The organism is Salipiger sp. HF18 (assembly GCF_011806505.1).
Lineage (GTDB): Bacteria > Pseudomonadota > Alphaproteobacteria > Rhodobacterales > Rhodobacteraceae > Salipiger > Salipiger thiooxidans.
The window spans coordinates 1-3,060 of record NZ_JAATOS010000478.1; the positions used below are offsets into that span (position 1 = coordinate 1).

A 3,060-nucleotide genomic window follows, 5' to 3' on the forward strand; every position below is an offset into this window, starting at 1 on the left:
GCCGGGCCCCGCACCTGGATCGACCGCGAAGGTCAGATCGACCACGAAGCGTCTTGAAACAGGCGAGGCGCTTGGCTAAACCGCGCGGACCGGGTGATTAGCTCAGTTGGTAGAGCGCTTCGTTTACACCGAAGATGTCGGGGGTTCGAGTCCCTCATCACCCACCATTATCAACTGCTTAGCGGCTTCGTCCGCTTCATGTCTTCCAATTTCGGAAATATGTTTCCCAACGTCAGGTAGCAGCAGCACCGTTTCACGGTTCATGTGCTCAACCTCTGCGCGTCTCGCATTGGGGCGCGACGTGCGTTCGGAAAGGTGACCGAGCATCGCCTACACCCGCTGGATCCCGCCGAACAAATCCGGATTTCGCGCGACCGTATTGGCGATCACCGTGGCGTTCGTGGTGCGCAAGCCGTGGAAGGTTGGCCGGAAGGCATCCTCTTCCATCTCGTCAACGAGCTTAGGCCTCAGGCCGATGCGGACAAGCCCTTTCGTCCACGATGCGCCGAAGCCAAGGCCCCACGGATTGCCGCGGCTGTTCGTCCGGAGCGGTAGGGCTGGGGCCACGACCTGCGCCTTGCGGCGCGCTCCTCCTCGATGACCCGTCATCGACACCTCGACGGCGGCTGCCTCTACCGCCAGGCCTTCTGCTTCCGCTTCCGCTCTGATGCGTGCCTCAAGTCGATGACGGGCTCGCTTGCCGGTCTCTGGATCTCGCCAATAGACGCAAAGCCGCTGCGCGATCTTCCAATGCTGATGTCTGGCATTCGTAGGCCTCAATTGCCTTTGATGGATTTCGGATCATGCGACCGGCCCGGAAGCCGGGCAACTCTCCGTGTTTCACCATCTGGAGGATCGTCTCGGCAGAGCACTGCCAGCGCGTGGCCGGTTCCTGCGGCGTGCAGGGTCGTTCAGGGGCATCAGACATCTTCTGTCTGTAGGGTTGACGGTGACCCGGAACGCTCCACGTCATCAACTCACCGGTTCAGGTCGACGATGCGTGGCGCCGCCTCGGGGGAGATTTCCTCGAATTGCGGAACTCGATCGTGGAGCGTGAGCAATGATGCCGAATCAGTTCCTCTTCTGAAACAATCTGCCTTGGATCATGCTGTCCGGGCGAAGTGTCGCGCGCGTTCCATTTGTTTCGAATTTTGGAAAACTATTTTCCAAAAATTGAAATCTAATTTTACTCGAGATTGTTTGGTTTTGGAATCCGCGCACCTGAAAGGTGAGCGGACTCGACACGAAAAGCAAGGTCATGCACAACCCAAAGTGTCCATTGTGGACGTGTGTTTGAGTGAAAATGATTTGCCTGTAAGCACCTGTTGCGGATGTTTTTCCGTGTCGGTGCCCCATACCAATTGAAGAGTTCTTTTCTTTCTCAATCTGCCCCGGCACGGATTCAGCAACGTGCCGGGGCAATTTGTTTTTGGGGGATTGGCAGCGGCCTATGCCGACTTCCGTTCTTTCGATTTGCTGCAACTTAGCACTGTATTGGTAGTTCATCTTACATGGGTCGATCCAGCCTCGAGCGAGGCTGCGTCGTCCACGCATCGTCCGTCCCATCCTGCGGCCTTGATCGTTCCGGCAACGCGCCAGCCAATGCCTCCGGTGCTCGCCGCAATGAGCGGTAAGCCGAATGTTAGCAGCGCGACGGCCTGTGGCGCCGTCGCCTTTTCCGGCTCCCTGAGCCGGATCCACTTCGGCCGGGCGTTCGGTGTCGAGCAAAGCGCGCTGCGGCGGCCTGCTGTCGGCGCTGCTGTGTCTCTTGGACGGTCTGAAGGGCCGCAGGATGGTCCGGCGCGGAAGGGCTTGCCGGAGGCCGCGTAAAGCGCATGATTGGCATCATCGACAGAACGACCGCGCCCGGAGGAGAAATCCGGCCGGGCGCGTCTCGTTTCAGGGCCTTGGATTGTCGGGCATGCCGACGGGTCCGATGGGGCCCTGACAGCCTGCAACCCGGCGTCTAGGCAGCGAGGCGCTCATCCAGATCGAGCCGCATGGTTGCCATGCCCTGGCGGCGGGATAGCTCCTCGTAGCCCGCGGAAAGGTAGGCGTTCAGGGCCGGCGCGTTGTCGACCTCGACCTTGAGGGTCAGGCTCGACGCGCCAAGATCCCGCGCCGCTTGCTCCACGTGCTCCGTCACTTCTGCGGCAGCGCCGCCGCGAGCCTCCTCGACGAGATAGACGTAGGTCAGGTGCCGCACTTCAGGTCCGACCCCAACGCGGAGGGCGAAAAAGCCGACCTCTCGGCCTGCGGGATCCTGAAGATAGAAGGAGACATCGTCCTGATCTCCGAGCCACTTGCGATGCCACTCCATCTCGTCGAAGGGAACTTTCGCATTGGGGTTGATCAGGGGGATCTCCTCGGAAGGCAGCATCGCTGCAAAGGTCGAGAGATCGTGGTCGCGGTTGCGACGGAGGGTAAGAGCCATGGGTCCTTCCTTCGGCTGGGCCCCGCGCAGGCGCGCCGGGATGCATCATGAAACCCCGGCGCCTGACACAGACGCCCGGCCCGAGTCAACCGGACGGCGGATTTCGCACTTTCAGAGGGAGTTGGGATTGGGAACGTCCTGCCGCGACCAGACAAGGCTCGGCTGATGATCTGAAAGCAGACCGCGCCCGGAGGTTAAGTCCTGCCGGGCGTGTCGCGTTTCAGAAGTGCGCCAGACTGAGATTGGTCTGCGTTTCGTGGATCGTGAAAGTGCCATCTTTGTTCTGGTCGACCGCTTGGCCGTTGCCAAGAACATAGCGTTCCGATGCACCGTCGGATTGCCAGAATACCGTGACCAACACACCGTTGTCGGTGTTGCACTCCATGATCTGAATATTGGTCCAATCGTGGATCATGATATCCTCCAGTGGTCCTGCCTCGTTGGCCGGGTTCCTCGTCAGAGGCTTGGGTCGGGGCTGTGCCTGCGACCGATCACAGTATCGTCGATTCGAGGGGCTCGACGCAAGGTCAGCGAATTCGAGGCCGGAAATCGGCCTCGTTTCGCTTGGCGGTGGCGCGCCCAGCCACCCCCTTCCGGGAGAACCGACCGTGAACCGATGATGGTTT

General features: G+C 60.4%; 4 protein-coding genes and 1 tRNA gene. 1 reads left to right on the forward strand and 4 read right to left on the reverse strand.

The genetic code is table 11. The features are described from left to right. The first annotated feature begins 91 nt into the window (after window positions 1-91). Window positions 92-167, forward strand: a tRNA-Val gene (locus HC022_RS22720). Window positions 168-330: 163 nt separating this feature from the next. Here the strand turns inward: HC022_RS22720 and HC022_RS22725 are convergent. The 4 genes from HC022_RS22725 to HC022_RS22740 form a co-directional block, all read right to left on the reverse strand. Beyond that, window positions 331-609 carry a hypothetical protein gene (locus tag HC022_RS22725; protein ID WP_167453919.1) on the reverse strand — a complete coding sequence of 93 codons (279 nt, stop codon included), beginning with the start codon at window positions 607-609 and terminating at the stop codon, window positions 331-333. 462 nt (window positions 610-1,071) lie between these two features. Further along, on the reverse strand, window positions 1,072-1,506 hold the full coding sequence (locus tag HC022_RS22730; RefSeq protein ID WP_167453920.1) for a hypothetical protein: 435 nt from the start codon (window positions 1,504-1,506) through the stop codon (window positions 1,072-1,074). A gap of 460 nt (window positions 1,507-1,966) precedes the next feature. Continuing rightward, on the reverse strand, window positions 1,967-2,434 hold the full coding sequence (locus HC022_RS22735; protein WP_089961131.1) for an N-acetyltransferase: 468 nt from the start codon (window positions 2,432-2,434) through the stop codon (window positions 1,967-1,969). 220 nt (window positions 2,435-2,654) lie between these two features. Then, entirely contained in the window at window positions 2,655-2,849 is a 195-nt protein-coding gene (locus HC022_RS22740; protein WP_167453921.1) for an MHC class I heavy chain, read from the reverse strand. Window positions 2,850-3,060: the final 211 nt, after the last annotated feature.